The 19,692-nt window shown below is 62.8% G+C and carries 11 protein-coding genes; 9 read left to right on the plus strand and 2 right to left on the minus strand.

Features of this window, described 5'->3' with window-relative positions:
* Nucleotides 1-205: 205 nt before the first annotated feature.
* Both KG722_RS01185 and KG722_RS01190 read left to right on the plus strand, forming a co-directional pair.
* Complete coding sequence (locus KG722_RS01185; RefSeq protein ID WP_213268706.1) at nucleotides 206-556, plus strand: hypothetical protein; 351 nt, start codon at nucleotides 206-208, stop codon at nucleotides 554-556.
* Nucleotides 557-673: 117 nt separating this feature from the next.
* The gene (locus KG722_RS01190; protein ID WP_213268708.1) at nucleotides 674-1,069 is read left to right on the plus strand and encodes a hypothetical protein; all 396 of its coding nucleotides are present in this window, start codon (nucleotides 674-676) and stop codon (nucleotides 1,067-1,069) included.
* A gap of 540 nt (nucleotides 1,070-1,609) precedes the next feature.
* Here the strand turns inward: KG722_RS01190 and KG722_RS01195 are convergent.
* Nucleotides 1,610-2,374, minus strand: a complete 765-nt coding sequence (locus KG722_RS01195) for a crotonase/enoyl-CoA hydratase family protein (protein WP_213268710.1) — start codon at nucleotides 2,372-2,374, stop codon at nucleotides 1,610-1,612.
* A 110-nt stretch (nucleotides 2,375-2,484) separates the two neighbouring features.
* On the opposite strand from KG722_RS01195, the gene KG722_RS01200 reads away from it, so the two are divergent.
* The 5 genes from KG722_RS01200 (at nucleotide 2,485) to eda (ending at nucleotide 6,871) form a co-directional block, all read left to right on the plus strand.
* Nucleotides 2,485-3,678 (plus strand): acyl-CoA dehydrogenase family protein, encoded by a 1,194-nt coding sequence (locus KG722_RS01200; RefSeq protein ID WP_213268712.1) that lies wholly within the window; start codon nucleotides 2,485-2,487, stop codon nucleotides 3,676-3,678.
* A 5-nt stretch (nucleotides 3,679-3,683) separates the two neighbouring features.
* The gene (locus KG722_RS01205) at nucleotides 3,684-4,730 is read left to right on the plus strand and encodes an acyl-CoA dehydrogenase (protein ID WP_213268714.1); all 1,047 of its coding nucleotides are present in this window, start codon (nucleotides 3,684-3,686) and stop codon (nucleotides 4,728-4,730) included.
* Between the two features lie 118 nt (nucleotides 4,731-4,848).
* Entirely contained in the window at nucleotides 4,849-5,403 is a 555-nt protein-coding gene (locus KG722_RS01210) for a hypothetical protein (RefSeq protein ID WP_213268716.1), read from the plus strand.
* A complete protein-coding gene (locus KG722_RS01215; RefSeq protein WP_300998139.1) occupies nucleotides 5,400-6,053 on the plus strand; it encodes an N-acetyltransferase in 654 nt (217 codons plus the stop codon). The genes KG722_RS01210 and KG722_RS01215 overlap by 4 nt, the downstream gene beginning before the upstream one ends.
* Nucleotides 6,054-6,235: 182 nt before the next feature.
* Entirely contained in the window at nucleotides 6,236-6,871 is a 636-nt protein-coding gene (gene eda, locus KG722_RS01220) for a bifunctional 4-hydroxy-2-oxoglutarate aldolase/2-dehydro-3-deoxy-phosphogluconate aldolase (RefSeq protein ID WP_213268718.1), read from the plus strand.
* A 15-nt stretch (nucleotides 6,872-6,886) separates the two neighbouring features.
* Here eda and KG722_RS01225 read toward each other — a convergent pair whose 3' ends face one another.
* Nucleotides 6,887-8,416, minus strand: coding sequence for a lipopolysaccharide biosynthesis protein (locus KG722_RS01225; RefSeq protein ID WP_213268720.1), 1,530 nt, complete (start codon nucleotides 8,414-8,416; stop codon nucleotides 6,887-6,889).
* Between the two features lie 611 nt (nucleotides 8,417-9,027).
* Between KG722_RS01225 and KG722_RS01230 the strand changes: the two genes are divergently transcribed.
* On the plus strand, nucleotides 9,028-13,434 hold the full coding sequence (locus KG722_RS01230; RefSeq protein ID WP_213268722.1) for a MupA/Atu3671 family FMN-dependent luciferase-like monooxygenase: 4,407 nt from the start codon (nucleotides 9,028-9,030) through the stop codon (nucleotides 13,432-13,434).
* 5 nt (nucleotides 13,435-13,439) lie between these two features.
* Nucleotides 13,440-19,691 (plus strand): type I polyketide synthase, encoded by a 6,252-nt coding sequence (locus tag KG722_RS01235; RefSeq protein ID WP_213268724.1) that lies wholly within the window; start codon nucleotides 13,440-13,442, stop codon nucleotides 19,689-19,691.
* Nucleotide 19,692: the final 1 nt, after the last annotated feature.

A 19,692-nucleotide genomic window follows, 5' to 3' on the forward strand; every position in this document is an offset into this window, starting at 1 on the left:
GGCGCTGAGCGGAATATGGTGGGGAGGGTATTGGCAGGGCGCTCAAACAGTTAGCCAGTTCTTAAGAAACTCGTGGGATTTTTTGTCTCAATCGAGAAGCAAAGAATTTGCGGGAAACGGGCGGTCTGGTGGGGCGCGTCTGGCTGTTTCTTGTTGTGTGGCTTCCTGATGCTGCTGCCCTTGCGAACAAAGATGGAGATGACCCGTGTCGCAAACTGCTTATCTGGTTTCCTGCGAAGTCCTGTGTGGCGAGGGGAGCGATGGCGCCCTGGAAGGCATGGACGGCGCGTATGTGATCGTTGGCGTCTATGCCGCCAATGAAGACGAGGCGATGACCAAGATCGAGGAATCGTTCGAGGAAGAAGGCTACGCGCTGGTTGAGGCGGAGTGGATTTCGGCCGCAGGCGACGTGGAATGGGATGACGCCGAAGCCGCCGCGGAGGCCGCTGACCTTGTGGCACGCATGGCGTCCATCCCTGATGAGGTGGTCTATGGCCCGCTCTATCCGCAGGTCGATGACGAGGACGAGGAAGAAGAAGTGGACGAGGCCGCCTGAGGGCTGGCCGGGGTTCCAGAGGATTGATTGGGAAATGAGAAACGGCCACTCCGGGGAGTGGCCGTTTTTTTCATCGCCGGTAAGGTTGCTATTCCAGCCAAGGAAGAGAAACGGCCCATGCCCCTGTCGAAACTGCTCTATGTGATTGCAGCTGTGCTCAGCCTGCTGGGCGCTGCGGCGCACGAATTTGTGGGCGCGCCGATGGTGCTCTCGCCGCTTGAAGGCTCGGGCCTGCCGCCGGACATCATCTGGCTTCATCATTTTTCCTGGCATGTGGGCACGGTTGCCGTGATGGGCATGGTGGCCCTTTTCGGCTTTGCGGTCGTGCATCCTGCCGGCCGGCTGCTGGCGGCGCTTGCCTCATCGATGAGTGCGGGCTTTGCCGCTCTTGCGATCGCGCTCGCAGTGTTTGGCGATCCGGTCGTGTGGACGACGCCTGCGCCCTACCCGTGGACGCTGGTGGCGATCCTCGGATTTCTTGGCGTGGTGCTGGCGCCGCGAGCCAAAGACTGAGCGGGAAGATTGCCGGGTTTACTGGCCGGGTTTACTTGCCGAGTGTTTTGCGGATGCAGGCCTGGGCGCGTCAGGATGCCGGCGGGGGATTGGGCTTCTGTCAGTTCGGCCGGCGGGCGTTCAGTTGCTCAATGGCCTCTGCTTTGCTCAGCCCGGCCGGGATGGCTCAGCTGTTGAGGTGGGTCATGCCTCTGAGGAGTATCTGGCGGTTTAAGTCCGCGTCTGTGTCAAGCTGTCCTTGTGCGGAGAGATGGTTGGCCGCGCTGATCAGGGCGGCGCAGTCGAGATGCGAGCCTGCCGGGGCGGCGCCCGGCGTGCAGGCGGGCAGCAGGCAGGCGGCGGGGAAAGCCAGGGCGAGGGCGAGGTTTGGCAGGGCGTAGTCTCCTGCTGGCCGTGCCGGGCGGGAGAGGGATGCCAGCAGGGGCTCAGGGTATCTTTTTTAGGAAAAAACCCCGGACCACTGGGCGATCCGGGGTAGCTTGGGTCCCGGCTCAATCGGCGGCTGCGCTGCCTTTGGCCGGGATGACAGTTTTTATGGATTTACTTGCCCTTCCAGACGGGCGCGCGTTTTTCGATGAAGGCTTTGGGGCCTTCCTTGTAGTCTTCGGTGTTGATGATGCTGGCGAAGGCGACGCCGGAGTCTTTCCAGAGCTCTTCGTCTGTCTTGCTCGTGGCGCTGATCGCGACGGCGCGGCTGGCGGCGACGGCGAGGGGGGCGTTTGCGGTGATGCGGGCGGCGAGTTTTTCGGCTTCGGCCATCACCTCGGCTTCGGGGACGACCTTGTTGACCATGCCGAGCTCATAAGCGCGCTGCGAGGAGAGCGGGTCACCGGTCAGGATGGCTTCCAGGGCGACGGCCTTGCCGATCTGGCGGGGCAGGCGGAAGAGGCCGCCCGCGCCGGCGACGAGCGAGCGCTTGACTTCCGGCAGGCCGAAATTGGTGTCGTCGGCTGCGATGATCATGTCGCAGGAAAGGGCGATCTCTGTGCCGCCGGCGAGGGCCGAGCCCGTGATGGCGGCGATGAGCGGCTTTGTGCGCTCGCGGCGGGCGATACCGGCGAAGCCGCCTTTCTTGGTGGAGAGGGCGCCGCCATTGCCGGCGGAGATTTCTTTCAGGTCTGCGCCGGCGCAGAAGGCTTTGCCGACGGCGGTGAGGATGCCGACCCAGACTTCCGGATCTGACTCCATCTGGTCGAGCGCGGCTTCCATGGTGGCAGCCATTTCGCCGTTGATGGCGTTGCGGGCCTCGGGGCGGTTCATCGTGATGATCGCGACGTGGCCTTTTTTGACGTATTCGACGGGCATTGCTGGTCTCTCCCTTAAATTTCAGTGCCCCCCAGCTAAGAGGGTTTCCGCAACGTCGCGCAAGAACCCCTCTTGCGCGACGTTGGGGCAAGGGGCGAGAGAGTTGCGTCATGAAGCTGACACTCGACCCCCAATATGAAGCCTTTCGCGCAGAAGTCTCCGACACGCTGGCGAAGAACGCACATCTGGCGCCCACGTCTGAGGACAAGGGTTACAAGAACGCCAGACGGATCGCCTGGCAGAAACTGCTGATCGCGAACGGACTGGCAGCGCGGACCATCCCCAGGGAGTATGGGGGGTATGGCGCCGAGCCGGATATTCTCAAATCGCGGATCATCGCCGAGGAATTTGCGCGCTCAGCGATTCCCGGGCCGATGGCGGGACAGGGCATTTCGATGCTCGTGCCGACGCTGCTGGAGCTCGGCACGCAGGCGCAGAAGCAGGCCTACATACGTCCGACCATCGAAGGCGAGATGATCTGGTGCCAGGGCTATTCGGAGCCGGGCGCGGGGTCTGATCTTGCGGCGGTGCGCACCTCGGCGGTTGAGGACGGCGATCATTATGTGATCAACGGTTCGAAGATCTGGACCTCGACGGCCAAGCAGGCGGACATGATTTTCTGCCTTGTGCGGACGGACCCGGCGGCAAAGAAGCATGAGGGGATTACCTATATCACCTTCCCGATGACGACGCCGGGCATTGAGGTTCGCCCGCTCGTCGATATGACGGGGAGCGCGAACTTCAACGAGGTTTTCTTTACCGATGTACGCGTGCCCAGGAGCGGCGTGATCTTTGCACCCAACAAGGGCTGGCACGTGGCCAACGCCACACTGACCCATGAGCGCGGCATGCTGGGCGACCCGAATGCCACGAAGGCACGCCTGCTGGAGCTCATTACGCTGATGAAGGCGGAGACGGTGAATGGGCAGAGGCTTATGGATAATCCCGTGCTCCGCGACCGGCTGATGAAGCTGCAGGGCGAAGTCTATGCGATGCAGGCGAACGGACTGCGCATCACGACGAGCCGGTTGCAGGGACAGCCAGCGGGGCTGGCTGGGCTGGTCGTGAAGCTGCAGGGGTGTGATCTCAACCATGAGATTGCCCGCCTCGCGATCGACGCGTTGGGCGAACTCGGCATCCTTTATGAGGAGGGCGAGCATCTGCGCGCCGACGGCAACTGGCAGTGGCGGTACATGTATGACCTTGGCCTGATCATTGGCGGGGGCACCGCGCAGATCCAGAAGAACATCATTGCGGAACGCGGGCTCGACATGCCGCGTGAGCCGAAGCTGGCAAAGGCATAAGGCAGATGGAATTTGCACTATCTGAAGACCAGCGCATGCTGCAGGACAGTCTCAAGGGTGTCCTGAGCGAGGCGGCGCATCTGGACCGTATCCGGAAGATCGCGGCGGGCGAGACGGGTGAAGCCGCGGCGCTGGACGCGGCGCTCATCGAGTTTGGGCTTTCGGCGCTGATGGTGCCAGAGGCGGCTGGCGGGCTGGGCCTCGGCGCGCTGGACGCGTGCCTGGTGCAGGAGGCGCTAGGCTATGATGTGGCGCCCTCGCGGTTTCTGGCGACGGCGGTGGCGGCGAAGGTGTTTGCCGGGAAGCCTGAAACGCTCGGCGCCATTGCCGGCGGGGAGGCGAAGTTTGCCCTCGCGCTGACCGAGCTCTGCTCGCGGCGCGACGGGGCGGGCGCGGAGCTGAAGGGCGGCAAGCTGAGTGGCAAGAGCCTGCTTGCCCAGAGCGTGGACGGGGCGACGCATATCCTTCTGGCCGATACGGCCGGGACGCTGCATTCTGTGGCAGCCGGCAAGGCGAAGATCACGGTCATGCAGACCATCGACCGGACACGGATATTCCACGAGCTGGCGTTTGACGGGGCTGAACCGCTTGTCAGCGTGACGCCGGATGCCGAAACGCTGGCCTTTGCGCGGCTGCTGGTGGCGGCCGATACGCTGGGCGCGGCGCAGGCGATGATCGACAAAGCGGTGGCCTATTCCAGGGAGCGCCAGCAGTTTGGCCGGGTGATCGGCTCGTTTCAGGCAGTCAAACACATGTGCGCCGAGATGGCAGCGAAGCTGGAGCCGGCGCGCGCGCTGATCTGGCATGCCGCGCACGCGCTCGACATTGGCGACGCCGAAGGGCCGATGATGGCGACCCTCGCCAAGGCGCACCTTTCCGAAGTGGGCACCTTCGTGGCGCGCACGGCAACCGAAGTGCATGGCGGGATGGGGTTCACCGATCTGGTCGGGCTTCATTACTGGTACAAGCGCATTGGCGTAAACCGGCAGTTGCTGGGCAGCCCGGAGCAGGCGCGAGAGACCGCCGCCCAATTGCAAGGGCTGGTTGTTTAGTTACAAATTCCTGCCAATTCCACAATCAGACCGCGAGTTTTATGCTTGCGGTTAACCATGAGTTGTGCCATCGCTTCTGCAAAATACACGCACTGGTCGTATTTTGTGGAGGCGCACCTTGACCGAATTTCTGATCGACTATTCCCGCCTGGCAGCGCGCGCGGAGGAGTTTGGCTTCCGCCGCGGCGCGTTTCTGGAGCTGAAGGCTGGGCTGCAGCTGGCCGAGGAACTGACCGGGCAGGTGATGGCCACGCCGGAGTCGATCACCTGGATCGACAGCCTGACGGGGATGACCGGATGGGTGACAGGGAGCCCGGTAGACGGGATATTCATATCAGTGCCGCTGACGGCGGCGGGGGTGGCGGCGGTGCGCGATGGGAGTTTCGTGCCCGGCTGGCCGTCTCTGGCGCATATCTGCGAGCAGGGCGCGCTGTGCGCCGGGGTGTATATCGGCATTTATGCGGGGGCGACGAAGGACGCACGGCGGCGCGTGATGATGGCGGCAGCGGTCGTGCGGGTGGACGTTTTCGGCGCTGTGCCGTGCTTTGCGCGCGGGGCGACAGAGGATGGCAAGCGCTCGATGGCCTCGCTTGGCTTTCAGCCCATAGAAGGCGGTCTCAGTGATCTTTGGGGGCAGGACACGCTGTCGCAAAGTCAGGTGGACGCTGCTTGAGCCGCAATCCGTCGATCGGGGAGCTGGTGCTCGCGCGGCCGCTGCCGCCGGGCGCGCTGGAGACGTTTTCCGCCCGGCCGGCGCGGACGCTGGAAGAGTATCAGCAGGCGATCGCAATCCGCGCGGCGGTCTACATGGCCGAGCAGGACTGCCCTTATGAAGAAGAATATGACGGCAATGATTTCTCAGCCACGCACATGGTCGTTTATGCCGGGACGCGGCCGATCGGGACGATCCGTGTAAGGTGGTTTGCCGGATTTGCGAAGGTGGAGCGGACCTCGATCCTGCCGGCATTCCGGGGAACGTCAGCGCTGAAGGTGTTGCTGGCGGAGACGTTCGAGATCATTGCCCGCAAGGGATACCGGCTGGCGCTGGCGCAGATACAGGCGCGGCTGTGGCCGACCTGGAGCCGGGTGTTCCGCTGCCGGCTGGTGAGCGGGCGGCCAGGCTTTGCGTTTTCCGGCTTCGAGTATGCCGAGATGGAGATCCCGGTGCCGCGTCACCCAGAGGCGCTGGGTGTGCGGGCGAGCCCGCTGCAGGTGATCCGGCCGGAAGGGGCATGGGATGAGCCAGGGGTGCTGGACCGGTCGGCGGACCGGCCAACGGACGGGCCAACGGACGGGCCAACGGACGGGGCGGAGGCGGCGTGAGCGCGGGCTGACGCTCTGCAAGGAGGCGCCGGGAAGCGCCTGCTCAGCGTTATGACACCGGGCGCATTTTGCTCGATGGGTGCTTGTCATCCCGGGCGACACGGGCCACAACAACGTTGACAAAGGGGCGCTGCTGCGGGGCGGCGTAGCCTCAGTATCGACTGCCTGCCGGGACCTGACGCATGACTGACGCCATTCAGAAACTTGATGCCGCTGCCAGGAAGGCGCCGGTTGTGCCGGTTCTCGTCGTGGACTCGGCGGCTTCGGCAGCGCCACTGGCGAAGGCGCTGGAAGAGGCGGGGGTGACGATTGCCGAGGTCACGCTGCGCACGGCAGATGGGCTCAAGGTAATCGAGGGCATGCGCAAGGCTGCGCCCGGCTTGGTCGTCGGGGCGGGCACGGTGCTGAGCGGGCGGGATGTCGATGCGGCGCTGGACGCGGGAGCGAGCTTCCTTGTTTCGCCGGGCATGTCGCCGGGCCTGCGCGCGGCGCTGGGCGGGCGGGAGCATCTGATGATCCCGGGCGTGGCAACGGCAAGCGAGGCGATGGCGCGGATGGAAGAGGGCTTCAGGCGGCTGAAGCTGTTCCCGGCCTCGATTGCGGGCGGTGTGCCCGCACTCAAGGCGCTGGCCGGGCCACTGCCGCATATCCGGTTCATGCCGACGGGCGGGATCACTGAAGCGGACGTGAAGGCGTATCTGGGGCAGCCCAATGTGTTTGCGGTGGGCGGCTCGTGGATTGCCAGCCAGGCAGACATTGCAGCGGGCAACTGGTCGAAGATCACCGAGACGGCGCGGCGCCTGCTGGCACGCGCCTAGACGGTTCGCCGCGGCTCAGCGCAGGAAGCCGCGAGCCCGAAGCCGTTTCCGCGCAAAACTCAAGGCAGTCTGCTCGATCCCGTCCGGGCGTCCATGAACTGTCCAAAGCAGAATATGGGCGGACGCATAAGTGAGCATGCCGCAGGCCGAGAGGACACCGACTGTCAGGATATTGCCAGGGACTGTATCCGGGAAATTTATCATCTGGCGGACGGCGAGGACAACACCTACCATCAGAAGGGTCGAGAGGATGGAGCGGCCAAAGCTGCTCACCTGATCGAGTATGCTGATCTGGATCAGCCTTTTGAGGAAAATCAGGTTGATCACTGTGGCGATCAGTGTCGAGACGGCGTAGCTGCCCAGCAGGCCGATGAAGCCGAAGAGCAAGGTTCCGGTAATCAGACAGGATACCCGGATCACGAAGTTCAGGATGTCGCGGCCCAGCATCAGCTTTGTCCGGCTGAGTGACATGGCCACAGAGCGGATGGGGCCAGCAGCCAGTAGCAGTCCCGTGCAGGGCGCATAGAACTGAACGATGGTGACAGCCTCCTTCCAGTTGGGCCCAAGCATGAGGGGGATCAAGGGGTCTGCGACGAGTGCAAGCCCGGCGCCCAGCGGCAGCGACAGCGCCATCGTGGCGGACTGTGCCTTCAGATAGGCCGCGCGAAATCTGTGCATGTCATCGGCGAGCCGGCTGAACGCGGAGAAGAGCGAGCGGATGATGGGCGTGAGAATCAGGTGGGAGATCTCCGAGGAGAGCTTGTTCCCGACATGCAGCTGGCCGAGGATCGCCTGTCCGAAAAGGCGGCCAGAAATGAGATAGGCAGCATCCTGGTTTAGCCGGTTGACGATCATGCTGAGCCCCAGCCAGACTGAATAGCCAAACAGCCTCCTAGGCGAACGCAGCGAAAGCTTCGGCATCCGGCGCGCAGCTATGTAAGTGACGATCATGCTGACAAGGGCCCCGGCCAGCATCCCAGCCACGAATGCCCAATAGGACTTCCAGATCAGGGCCGCACTGATACTGACAATGACCTGTACGACCTTGGCGGAAACTTCGGCCAGGACATCCCAGGAGAAATTCAGAGAGCGGGCGAAATTTTCAAAATAGGGGTTCCTCAGACCAAAGATCATGGTTTGGCCGGTCAATGCCATCACAACGGGCGCGATTTCCGGCATGTTGAAGACCATGGCCAGAGGGTGGGCCGCAGCGAGGATTATGACCGAGACAAGGATCGACCGGAGGATGGAAATGGTCCAGGCAGTGTTAAATTCATCTTCTGTCGGGGAATCCAGCGCAATCAGGGCGGACGTGACAGGAAGATCCAAGAGCCCGGCTGCTATGCCGACAATCGCCATTGAGATAGCGATGACGCCGAAATCTGACGGCACGAGAATGCGGGCGAGGATGATGGTACTCAGGAATGCAGCCGCATAGCTGGCGATCTTGGCCAGGCTAAGCCAGGCGGCCGCGCGCATAACCTGCGCGGAAGATACCTCCCGCCTGTTTTCCGGCCCGAAGCCATCATTATTCTGGTCGCTCATGGGCACATCAGTTTGTGTTTCAGTTCGAAACGAATTCCGGGGATCAGCTTTGATAAGAGATTATCGTGCCACGCAATTCGCACGCTACGACACTCTCTTATAGCCAGTCCAACCATTTAGGGAGTGTGAAAAATCTGGTCTCTGGGCAGTGACAGGAGGGGCGGCAGGCTAGCTTTCCGCCAGCTGGTTCATTTCCTGCATATCCCTCGTGGGCCTTCAGGAAGGCAGGTGCAGATCACCGTCTGCTAACGGGGGGAAACAGAATAGAAATGGAAAACTCCGACATGAATTGCACATGTATTGATAGAAAATCGGACGGTAATTGAATGAAATTCGAATTACCATTTTTACCACATCTGATTGAGTATCGCGTAGGAAAAACGGGTCAACGCTTGATCAAATAAAAAAATAAACGTTACTTCAAGGGTGGGACAGATGTTTGTAGTGAAGTTGCATAGGGTGGGTGGCTCGTGAGCAGTATTCGTGCGCTATTTGTGGGCGATGGTCCACTATTGGAGCAATGCCTCGAGGCTTTTGTTCATTCAGGGGGGCAGGTTGCGGCCATTTTAACCCAGGATGCAGGTATTGCCCGGCGGGGCGAGGCAGCCGGCATGCGCGTCCTGGGCAAGAGCCCGGCGAGCCTTGCGGCACTTGAAGCGCTGGAGTTCGACTATCTCCTGAGCATCGCCAACCTCGACATGCTGCCGGAGACGCTGCTGAAGCGTGCCCGCAAGATGGCGATCAATTTTCACGATGGTCCACTGCCGCGCTATGCCGGTCTCAATGCGACGTCATGGGCGATCCTGCAGCGGGAAACCTCGCATGGCGTGACCTGGCACGAGATGACAGCAAAGGCCGATATGGGCGCAATTGTCGAGGCGGCAGCCGTGACAGTTGACCAGCATGATACCGCCTTCAGTCTCAACGCCAAGTGTTTCGAGGCGGGCTTTGCTGCGTTCAAGGCGATGATCCCCGGGCTGATGTCGGCCAATGTTGCCCTTCGCGCGCAGGAAGGCGAGCGCACCTACTTTGGCCGGTTCAAGCGGCCAGACGCGGCGGCGACCCTGCGGTTTGACCTGCCGGTGGCGCAGACACTGGCACTTGCGCGGGCGATGTCGTTTGGTCCTTACACCAACACATTATCACATCTCAAGGTTTGGACCGGGCAGCGCGTGCTGCTGGTGGACGAAGTGACTGAGGCGGGCGACGCGGCCTCCCCGCTGCCGCCGGGAACCATCGTTGCGCTCGAAGATGAGGGCCTTCGGGTTGTGGCAGAAGGCGGAAAGCTGCTGCGAATTTCCGGCCTGACGGATACCTCGGGCGCGGCGGTGAACCCCGCCTCGATCGGCGAGTTGCAGGCTGGCGCGTGTCTGCCGGTTCTGTCAGCGGAGGATGTTTCCGGGATTGATCAGCATACAGCTGCCAGTGCCAGGGCAGAGAGCTTCTGGATGGCGCATAGCGCGCGCGTGATTGCCAGCGAGGCAGCGCCCTATCCGCGCGCCATGAAGCCCGCATCGGGCGACCACAGGTTTGATCTTGATGCCGGGGCTGATGCGGCGCTGGGCGTCGCCGCACTGGCGGCGTGGGCGACCCATGTTGGGGCCGGGTCTTCGGCAGCCATTGCGCTTCATGATGGCGCGCAATGGGCGGGGCTTGGACGGTATGCGTCCTGGTTTGCGCCGTGGCAGCCTCTGGTTCTGGATGTTGCACCGGATGCGCCGGGCGGCGAGCTGCTCGCCAAAGCGCGGGCAATTCTCGACGCGGCAGCAGGCAAAGCGGCGCTGGCATGCGACGCCTACATGCGGCGCCCGCGGGCTGAACGCCTGCAGGGCCGGGCTGATGATTTTATTCTCGGCGTCGTAATGGGTGATGAAGCACCAGAACATCCCAACGCAGATGTTGTATTGCAGGTTACAGAGTCCGGGCTGGCTCTTCGCGTCTCGGCGGGCGCCTATGACGCCGATGTGGCTGGCGTGATCGCTGGGCATGTCAAGGCGACATTGGCCGCGCTGAAGGATGCGCCTCATGCGGCGCTGTCCGCACTGGATTTGCGACCAGCGGATGAGCGCGCGACACTGGCCAGATTTGAGGCCGGGACCGACGTGGCTGTTGCGTTCGTGTCGATGCATCAGGGCGTAAGCGTACAGGCCGCGAAAACGCCGGGCCGTGTTGCACTGCGCACCCGCGATGGCGCGATGACGTATGCAGAGCTTGATGCTGTGTCGAGCCGTGTGGCCGAGCAGTTGATGGCGCGCGGCGTTGAGGCGGGCGAAACCGTCGGCGTGTGCATGAACCGCTCCATCGCAATGGTGGTCGCGCTTCTGGCGGTGCTGAAAACCGGATGTGCCTATGTGCCGCTGGATCCGGCCTATCCGGCCGACCGCGTCGATTTTATGCTGGAGGACAGCCAGTCCCGGTTCGTCATCGTCGACGCAGCTGGCGGGCAGGACGGCTCCGGCGCCCAATGCCTGGCGTTCAGTGAACTGACCAGCGGCGTTGCGGGGAACTGGCAGCCAGTGGACGTGACGCCGCAGGATCTTGCCTATCTGATCTATACATCTGGCTCTACCGGGCGCCCCAAGGGCGTGAAGGTGCAGCATGGCGCGCTGGCAAACTTCTTCGCTGCTATGGATGTCCGCCTGCCTTACAAGGACGGCGACACCTGGCTGGCGGTGACGAGCCCGAACTTTGATATTTCCGTGCTCGAACTGTTCTGGACGCTGTCGCGCGGCCTGACCGTGGCGTTGCATGGCGCCGAGGCGCAGAAAGCCAAGCCCTTCAGCCTGTTCTATTTTGCTGCGTCCTCATCGGCGAATGCCGATCAGTACAAGCTCCTGTTTGCAGGCGCCCGCTTTGCCGACGAAAATGGCTTTGAGGCCATCTGGACGCCCGAGCGGCACTTCCACGATTTCGGCGGGTCGTTCCCCAATCCGGCTGTGACAAGCGCCGCGCTCGCCGCGATCACCAAGAATGTCCATATCCGGGCGGGCAGCTGCGTACTGCCGCTGCACCATCCCATCCGCGTGGCGGAAGACTGGGCGGTGATCGATAATATCTCGGGGGGCCGGGTTGGGCTCGCAATTGCGACGGGCTGGCAGCCGAACGATTTTGTTCTGGCACCGGACAATTTTGCCGGACGCAAGGATACGCTGCCGCAGCGGATTGATACGCTCAAGCGCCTGTGGCGCGGCGAGGCTGTGCCTTTCGTCAACCCCAATGGTGTTGAGATCGCGACGCGGACCCAGCCGCGCCCCGTTCAGAAAGAACTGCCGATCTGGCTGACCATTGCCAAGGCGCCCGAGGCGTTTGAAAGCGCAGGCCGCCAGGGCTTCAACGTGCTCACCCACCTGCTGGGCATGTCTGTGGCCGAGCTGGGCGGCAATATCGCAAAGTATCGCGAAGCGTGGAAGAAAGCCGGGCATCCGGGCGAGGGCCGCGTGACGCTGATGCTTCACTCCTTTGTGGGCGATACGGATGAATATGTCCGCGAAGTCGTCCGCCAGCCGATGAAGAATTACCTGCGCACGGCAGTAGACCTTGTGCGCGACGCGGCATGGACCTTTCCGACGCTGGTGCAACGCGGAGAGGCGAGCGGCCGGACGGCGCAGGAGGTGATGGACGCAGAGCCCCTGACCGCCGAAGAGATGGACGCGCTGCTGGATCATGCATTCGAGCGTTACTTCCAGACGAGTGGCCTCTTCGGATCGGTGGAAACCTGCGCAGAGATGACGCGCCGGGTGCATGCCATCGGGGTGGATGAGGTCGGTTGTCTGGTCGACTTTGGCGTGGACCAGGACCTCGCCATTGAGCACCTGCCTTACCTGCGCCGCGTGATGGATCGGGCGGGCGCCTCTTCCCATGAGGGTCGTCATACGGTTGCCGATGATCTGGAATTCTTCGGCGTCTCCCACCTTCAGTGTACGCCCTCCATGGCTATGATGCTGGGCGGGGAGAGCGACAAGCTGACCGGGCTCCAGGTGATCTGTGTTGGCGGGGAAGCCCTTCCGATGGAGCTGGCGCGATCTTTGCGGGCCAATGCGCCGCAGGCAAAACTGTTCAACATGTATGGCCCGACAGAGACAACCATCTGGTCGACCATGTGTGACCTCACCGAGATCGGGGCTTATATTCCGCTGGGCGAAGCGCTGCTGAATACGACCCTGCGGATCGACTCCGCTTCGGGGCGCCCGCAACCGGCGCTGGCTGCGGGCGAATTGCTGATCGGCGGGGACGGGGTGACGCTCGGTTACTGGAACCGGCCGGAGCTGACGGCAGAGCGTTTTGTGACGCTGGCGGATCGTCCGGGTGAGCTGATGTACCGGACGGGTGACCTTGTGCGCCGACACCGCGATGGCAAGCTGGAATTCCTCGGGCGAATTGATCATCAGGTCAAACTTCGCGGCCACCGGATCGAGCTAGGCGAGATCGAGGCCGCGCTTGTGGCCCGGGACGAGATTGCCCAGGCAGTTGTTGCCGCACTCGGCGAAAGTAATGAGAACAAGCGTCTTGTGGCGTATTGTGTCGTGAAGCCGGGAACAGACCTCGATGCGAAGGCACTTCGGGCCGAGCTCTCGCAGAGCCTGCCGGAAATCATGGTGCCAGCGCAGATCGTGGCACTGCCGGCGCTGCCCCTGACGCCCAACGGCAAGATCGACCGCAAGGCGCTGCCTGCGCCAGAGGCTGTGGTTCAGGGCTCTGTCGAAACACCGAGCGACGAGACAGAGCAGAAGCTCGCCGCGCTCTGGCAGGAGCTGCTTGGGCTGCCGGCGATCGACGTCAACGCGAACTTCTTCGACCTTGGCGGTCACTCGCTTCTGGCTTTCCAGATGCTGCGCCGGGTACAGAGCGAATTTTCCAGAGAGGTCACCATTACCGACGTCTTCCGGTTCCCGACCGTGCGGACGCTGGCCGACCGTATACGGAAGGGTGCCGGAGATGACAAGGACAAGCCGAATGCCGCTCTGGGCCGGGCCCAGGCACGCCTTGGGGCGCGCCGCCGTGATCCTGCGAGGACCTGATTGCAATGGCCGATGAGAACAGCATCGCTATCGTTGGCATGGCCGGGCATTTTCCCGGCGCGCGGTCCGTGCGCGAATACTGGTCGATGCTGGAAGCCGGGCGGGACGCGACCCGCTGGCTGACGCCGGAAGAGCTGGTGGCGGCCGGGGAGTCCTTCTCGGCCATTCAGGACCCGCGATACATCCGCGCGACGATGGCCCTGCCGGACATGGAAATGTTCGATGCAGGCTTCTTCGGCTTCAGTCCGCGCGAGGCGGCGATCCTTGATCCCCAGCACCGGCACTTTCTCGAGTGCTGCTGGGAAGCACTGGAAGACGCCGGTCACATGCCTGCGGATGAATTTGAGGGCGCGGTTGGTGTGTTCGGCGGCTGCGGGATGCAGGCCTATCTGGCGTTCAACCTGCTGAGTAATCCGGAACTTGTCGAGAGCGAGGGCATGTTCCTCCTGCGCCATACCGGCAATGACAAGGACTTCCTGACGACACGTGTATCCTACCTCCTGAACCTGCATGGCCCCAGCATCGGCATCCAGACGGCATGCTCTACTTCGCTGGTGGCCATTCATATGGCGGTACAGAGCCTGCTGGCGCGAGAATGCGACATGGCGCTGGCGGGCGGGGCAAGTATCGACCTGCCTCATGGCCGGGGTTATCGGCATGCGGAAGGCGAGATACTCTCCTCGACCGGACGGTGCCGCGCGTTTGACGACGCCGCCGATGGCACGCTGTTTGGCAGCGGCGCCGCCGTGGTTGCGCTGCGACGGCTGGACGACGCGCTGCGTGACGGGGACAATATTCATGCCGTCATCCTCGGTTCTGCCATCAACAATGACGGGGCCCGCAAGGCCGGATACCTGGCGCCCAGCATTGACGGCCAGGCGATGGCGGCGGCTGAGGCCCTGGCGATCGCCGGGGTTGATCCGGCGAGTGTCGACTATATAGAAGCTCACGGCACCGGCACTCTGGTCGGTGATCCGATCGAGTTGTCGGCTCTGCAACAGGTCTATGGCGAAGCGCCGGCCGGGTCGATCGGCATCGGCTCGGTGAAAACCAATATCGGTCACCTTGATACGGCGGCGGGGATTGCTTCCCTAATCAAGGTCGTGATGGCGATGCGCGGAGAGAAGCTTCCTGCGACGCTGAATTTCTCTAAGCCCAACAGCCGTTTTGACTTTGCCCGCAGCCCGTTCAAGGTCGTCGGTGAACAGAAGGACTGGCCCCGGACGGGCCGTCCGCGCCGGGCGAGCGTCAACTCTTTGGGGGTTGGCGGAACAAATGCGCATGTGGTGATCGAAGAGCCGCCCATTCTGCCGCCTGCGATGGCGTCTGGGCCGCAGATCATTGCGCTTTCTGCCAAGACGAAGACATCGCTGGAAGGCCTCGTTGCCAAATGGCGCGACTTTGCAACAGATCCCGGGCCGGGCTTCTGCATCGCCAACTCCGCCTTCACGACGCAGACGGGGCGCAAGCATTTTGCCCATCGCGCGACTGTGGTGGCTTCCGATGCGGCCGAACTGGCCGATCAACTCTCGCCCAATGGCACCTGGCGGCGGACGGCGGCCACGGCGAAGGACGTCAAGCCGCGCATCGTGTTCATGTTCCCGGGTGGCGGGGCGCAATATCCCAATGCGGCGCGGTCGCTCTATGAGAACAATCCGGTCTTCCGGAATGCCGTGGAGGCCTGCTTCAAGGTGCTTGAAGCGGGGCTGGCTACCGACCTGCGTAGGCTGATGTTCGACGCAGCGAACTTTCAGGAAGGGTCTGCCGCGCTGGAGCGGCCGACCTATTCGCTGCTTGCCGTGTTCATTGTAGAGTACGCACTTTCCAAACTATGGGAAAGCTGGGGCGTGGTGCCCGATGCCGTGATTGGCCACAGCGCTGGTGAATATGCTGCCGCTGTGCTTGCCGGGATCATGTCGCTTGAAGACGCGATCGGGGTCGTTCTCGAGCGGGGCGAGATTTTTGAGAACGCGCCTGCTGGCGGGATGGTCAGCGTTCAGGACGAAGAGGCGCGGGTGCGCGCGCTTGTCGGCGACGATCTCGACATTGCCGTTCTCAATTCGCCTCAGGTGACTGTTGTTTCTGGCGCGCTGGAGCCTTTGGCGGCGTTTTCAAAACGTCTTGAGGCGGAGGGCATCAAGCATGCGCCGGTGCGCATCAAGGTGGCGGCCCATTCCCGCATGCTTGACAGCGGGCTGGCGCGGTTCCGGGCCCGCCTCGACCGAGTGAAGCTGACAGCGCCAAAGATCGAGTTCATCAACAATCTCGTGGGCGCAGCGGCAAATCCGCAGGAACTGGCGACGTCAGACTATTGGGTCAGCCATTTGCGCGGCGCTGTGCGCTTTGCAGATGGTCTTTCCGCTGTGCTTGCAAAGCCTGATACCATTCTCCTGGAAGTGGGCCCGGGGCAGGCGCTTTGCGCTCTGGCTGGCCTTGCGCAGGCCGAGCATGCGCCGCGAGGCGTTGTGGCGAGCCTGCCAACCGCCGTCGAGCATCATGACGCTGCAAGCTATGCCCTGTCGGCGTTTGGTCATTTGTGGGCGCTTGGCGCGCCGGTAGATTTTTCCCGCATACGGACGGGAGAAGGGCTGCGGCGTGTTTCTGTTCCCTCATACGCATTTGAGCGCCAACGTCATTGGATCGAGCCTGGCAAGGGCAAGGCGGCGGCTGAAACGGACATGCCGCAGATTTTCCGCAGCGCGGATGTGAAGGACTGGTTCGAGACACGCGTCTTTGAGCCCGCACCCCTGTCGGCCGCGCCGCAGGCGGCGCGCGCGCATGTCGTGTTCAGTGATGGCAGCGAGTTGGCCTCCGAGGTGATCAACCGGCTGCGCGCCCGGGGGGACACCTGCTTCGTCGTCTCCCATGATGCTGCGGCGGAGACGGTTCAGAGCGGCGATGGCGCGTATTCCTTCAATGCAGCAGCAGCAGACTATGCGCCGCTGATCGATGCGCTGTCGAAGGATTGCGGGGAGCCCGATACGCTCGTTTTCCTGTGGCCTGCGTTGTTTGCGAGGACAGAAAAAACGAACGGCCCGTTTGATGCTGCGTTTACCCTGACCAAGGGTCTGCAGCTTTCCGGCTGGGCGGAGAAGGCCCTGTTCCTGGCGGTGACGCAGAACGCTTTTGCCGCGCAGAACGGCGAGACCTGTGACATTCCGCAGGCCGGTGTTCTCGGCCCCTGGCGGATGCTCAGCGCCGAACAGCCCGGAGTTCGGTCGCGCCTCGTAGACTTTGATGCCAAGGATGATGCAACAGGCCGGGCCCTGGGGATCGTTAGTGAACTGGATGCGTTGGGTGATGCGCCGGTCATAGCATGGCGGAACGGGCAGCGGTTGGCGCCGGTTCTCAAGCGCGAGCCGACAGATGCGCAGGCCTCGGTCCTGCGCGACCGCGGCGTTTATCTCATCACGGGCGGCCTGGGCGGGATTGGTCTGGAACTTGCGCGTTATCTGGCCGGTTCGGTCAAAGCGCGGCTTGTCCTGACGGGGCGCACACCGGCGCCGCCGCGCGAAAACTGGGAACGTCTTGCGGCGGGCTGGGGCGCATCGGCAGAGGTGGCACGGGCCCGCGAACTGATCGCGCTGGAGGAAATGGGCGCCGAAGTGCTCGTCCTGGCGGCCGACGTGGCCAAAAAGGCAGCCATGGAGGCGGTCGTCGCGGAGGCTACTGCGCGCTTCGGCGCAATCAACGGCGTATTTCATGCTGCCGGCATGATTGATGATGCGCCGATGGCAATGAAATCTCTGGAGGAAGCCCACCGCGTGCTCGCTGCCAAGGCCGATGGCGCGCGCGTGTTGGACGCGCTGCTTCCGGATGGATCCCTTGATCTGTTCACTGTATTTTCGTCAACCAGCGTCCTCATCACCCCGCCGGGGCAGAGCGACTATGTGGCCGGCAATGCGATTGCAGAGGCCGTTGCGATGTCCCGGCGCGATGGCAGGGTCATCACCTGGGGTGTCTGGTCCGACATTGGCATGGCCAAGCGGGCAGCCGATGCCGGCGCAGTGGGCACTGGCGGGGTGATGCATCCGCTGCTTGGCGCGCGGCAGGAGACAAAGAACGGAACGCTGCAATTTGCCGAAACTTTCTCGGAGGCTTCGCTGTGGGCTCTGGCCGAACACCGGATTGGTGACATCGCCGTGTTGCCCGGCTCGGCCTATGTTGAAATCGCCAGCGCCGCAGCTCTCAGCGCAGGGCTTGGGGATGCCATCGAGATCAGCCAGCTGAGCTATGTGGCGCCGTTGGCGATCCATCCGCGCCAGTCCCGGCAAGTCCGCACGACGCTGACGCCGCTCGAGGATGATGGCTTCCGGATCGAAGTGGAAAGCCGCGCCCATGCTGGCGAAGTCTGGCTCCTTCATTTCGAGGCGCGCCTCTCTGCGCGCTCTCTGGGAGCGGAGCCTGTGGCTTCTGTGCCTTGCCCGGCAATGCTTGGAGCAGAGCGATTGACACTGACCGAACGCGGTGTCGCATTTGGTCCGCGCTGGAACAATGTGATCCGCGCAGCAATGGGCGACGGCGCTGTCAGCGCGCAGTTCGCTCTGCCCGGGGAGTTTGCAGCCGACCTCGGTACATACAGGATCCATCCGGCACTGTTTGATACAAGCTTTGCGGCGGGTCTTTTCCTGCTGGAGAATGATGCCGAGCGGGGCGTCTTCGCGCCGGTCTCCATAGATGCGGTTAGGGTCCATGGCGCGCTCACCGGTGCGTTCACGGCTGAAAGCCGGCTGATATCGCGCAGCGAAGACGCCGCTTCGTTTGATGTGGATATCCAGGATGCGTCCGGCGCGCCCCTGCTGGAAATCCGGGGGGCGTCGTTCCGGTTGGTCTCGTTCAGCGGCGATATTCCGGCCGTTCCCGATATGTCGGCCACTGTCCGGGACCGTCTGCTTGCCGAAGGCATCCGGGCTTCTGAAGCGCGCGGGATGTTTGAGCATCTGTTTGCCCAAGGGGCGCAGGCCTTTGTTGTTTCGCCCGTGTCGGTCTCGCAGGCGCTGCTCGTGACGAATGGCCCGGCAACTGCGACGCAGGGCCCTTCCGGCGCGAGCGCAGACCGGCAAGCTGTCATCGGCAGAGACCCGGTCGAGCAGCGCCTGGCGCAGATGTGTTCGGAGATCCTTGGCGTCGAAGCCCTGGGGCTGGACGAGGAATTCCTCTCCTATGGGGGCGGTTCTCTTACCGGTGTGCGTCTGTTTGCGCGTATACGGCGGGAAATGGGGGTGGAACTCGCCCTTAGCGCGCTGCTGCAGGCGCCGACGATCCGGACACTGGCGGTGCTGGTGCGGGAGGGCCTGCCCGAGCCGCTGGAAGAGACGCCGGCTGCTTCGGAAACGTCGGTTGCAGTCGCAGAAACGACCCGGCCGGCGACCGTGCCGCAGAAACCTGCGATCCGGTCAGTTCCTGCCAAGAGCCGGTGGACGCCGATTGTCCGTATGGTTCAGGGAAAGTCCGGCGTCAAACCTGTCTTTCTTGTGCATGGAGCGGGTGGCACGGCGCTGGTGTTCAAACCGCTTGCCGACAGCCTTAAGAACGGATCAACGATCTACGGGATCGAGGCGCAGGGCGTAGATGGTACCCTGCCGGTGCATGAAACCATCGAGGAGATGGCCGAACTCTATGTGCGGCACGTGCTAACGGTGGATCCAGCCGGGCCTTACCGGTTCATCGGCTATTCCGGCGGGGGCGTGATTGCCGTCGAAATGGCGCACCGGCTGCGTCAGAGTGGCCGTCAGGTCGAGTTCCTCTGTATGCTAGATACGCTTGCGCCGCAGGAAATGTACCGGCCTGTGCAGCTCAATCATGAACTGAAGCGGCTCAGCCGCAAGGTGCGCGGCTGGATGGAACTCGGGCCAGGTGAAATCAGAGCGCGGTTTGCAAAGCGCGCACGCAAGGTTGTCGGCACGATCAAGCCCCCTGTCGAGCCCAAGGGTCAGTCACAGCCCAGATCGCATATTGAAGTCTTTTCCCGCAACTGCATCGACGCCTATAAGCGCGCGCAAGAGCGCTACCATCCGCCGGAGTATCCCGGTGATGTGCTGCTCTTCCGGGCCAAGAATGCAGAGCTGCCCTTTGAGCGGGCGGGAGACCGGCTTGGCTGGGACGGCATCATCACTGGAGCCATGGAAGTGATTGTAATGAATGCCGATCACTACAACATCCTCAGAATACCGAATATTGACAATGTGGCTAAAGAGATTTCGCGAAGGCTGAAGGCTCTCGATAGCGCGCGCAGTAAAGCCGAAGAGGTCGCGTAGC

It is taken from the genome of Hyphomonas sp. (assembly GCF_018402285.1).
Lineage (GTDB): Bacteria > Pseudomonadota > Alphaproteobacteria > Caulobacterales > Hyphomonadaceae > Hyphomonas.

Excerpts from the sequence above, each read along its gene's own strand:
- eda (WP_213268718.1), top strand. The coding sequence starts at position 6,236 with ATGACTGACGCCATTCAGAAACTTGATGCCGCTGCCAGGAAGGCGCCG.
- KG722_RS01225 (WP_213268720.1), bottom strand. The coding sequence starts at position 8,416 with ATGAGCGACCAGAATAATGATGGCTTCGGGCCGGAAAACAGGCGGGAG.
- KG722_RS01190 (WP_213268708.1), top strand. The coding sequence starts at position 674 with ATGCCCCTGTCGAAACTGCTCTATGTGATTGCAGCTGTGCTCAGCCTG.
- KG722_RS01230 (WP_213268722.1), top strand. The coding sequence starts at position 9,028 with ATGCGCGTCCTGGGCAAGAGCCCGGCGAGCCTTGCGGCACTTGAAGCG.
- KG722_RS01235 (WP_213268724.1), top strand. The coding sequence starts at position 13,440 with ATGGCCGATGAGAACAGCATCGCTATCGTTGGCATGGCCGGGCATTTT.
- KG722_RS01200 (WP_213268712.1), top strand. The coding sequence starts at position 2,485 with ATGAAGCTGACACTCGACCCCCAATATGAAGCCTTTCGCGCAGAAGTC.
- KG722_RS01195 (WP_213268710.1), bottom strand. The coding sequence starts at position 2,374 with ATGCCCGTCGAATACGTCAAAAAAGGCCACGTCGCGATCATCACGATG.
- KG722_RS01205 (WP_213268714.1), top strand. The coding sequence starts at position 3,684 with ATGGAATTTGCACTATCTGAAGACCAGCGCATGCTGCAGGACAGTCTC.